Genomic DNA, 611 nt, shown 5'->3' on the forward strand with positions numbered 1-611 from the left:
TATCGCGAGCAGGCTCGCTCCCACAGGTGCTGTGGCGCTAAGGTCAGACCTGTTGCGCCAGCAACTGCCCATCGGCCATGCGCAGGCGCTTGGACAGGGAGACGGCGAGGGCTCGAATGATTTTGGCGGCGATTTTCGGTGCATCGTTGAGCATTTTTTCCAGGGAATCCTTGCCCAGGTTCAGCAATTGGCAATCACTGGCGGCGATGCAACTGGCCGAGCGCCGTTCACCGTCAAGCACTGCCATTTCCCCGAATGCCCGGCCGCTACGCAGCGTGGCGATGGTGACGGGTTGGCCGTCGGGGCCGGTTTTCTGCACGGCCACTTGCCCTGAATGGATGATGCACATGAAGCTGCCGGCATCGCCTTCGCGGAAAATCGCTTCCCCTTGGGAAATGGCGCTGATGCTGAAGTAGCCCGACGCCGCGGCGAAGTCGACAGGCTGCAATTGGTCGAACAGGCCGCAGTCCATCAGCCAGTCGCGGATTTCGTTGTTCAGTAAGGTCGGTTCTGACATGTTGTCACGGTCTTTTTCTTGTGGTCTCTACGGTTTCGCGGTGCCCTGGGCATAGAAGATCCCCGTGGGAGCGAGCCTGCTCGCGATGGCGGTG

1 protein-coding gene is annotated in these 611 nt (G+C 60.6%); it reads right to left on the reverse strand.

Going from position 1 to position 611, the window contains the following annotated elements; translation table 11 throughout:
- Positions 1 to 43: 43 nt before the first annotated feature.
- Positions 44 to 517 carry a cyclic nucleotide-binding domain-containing protein gene (locus HU811_RS27120; protein WP_186659201.1) on the reverse strand — a complete coding sequence of 158 codons (474 nt, stop codon included), beginning with the start codon at positions 515 to 517 and terminating at the stop codon, positions 44 to 46.
- Positions 518 to 611: the final 94 nt, after the last annotated feature.

The sequence above is a fragment of the Pseudomonas tehranensis genome (genome assembly GCF_014268615.1).
In the GTDB taxonomy this organism is placed as follows: Bacteria; Pseudomonadota; Gammaproteobacteria; order Pseudomonadales; family Pseudomonadaceae; genus Aquipseudomonas; species Aquipseudomonas tehranensis.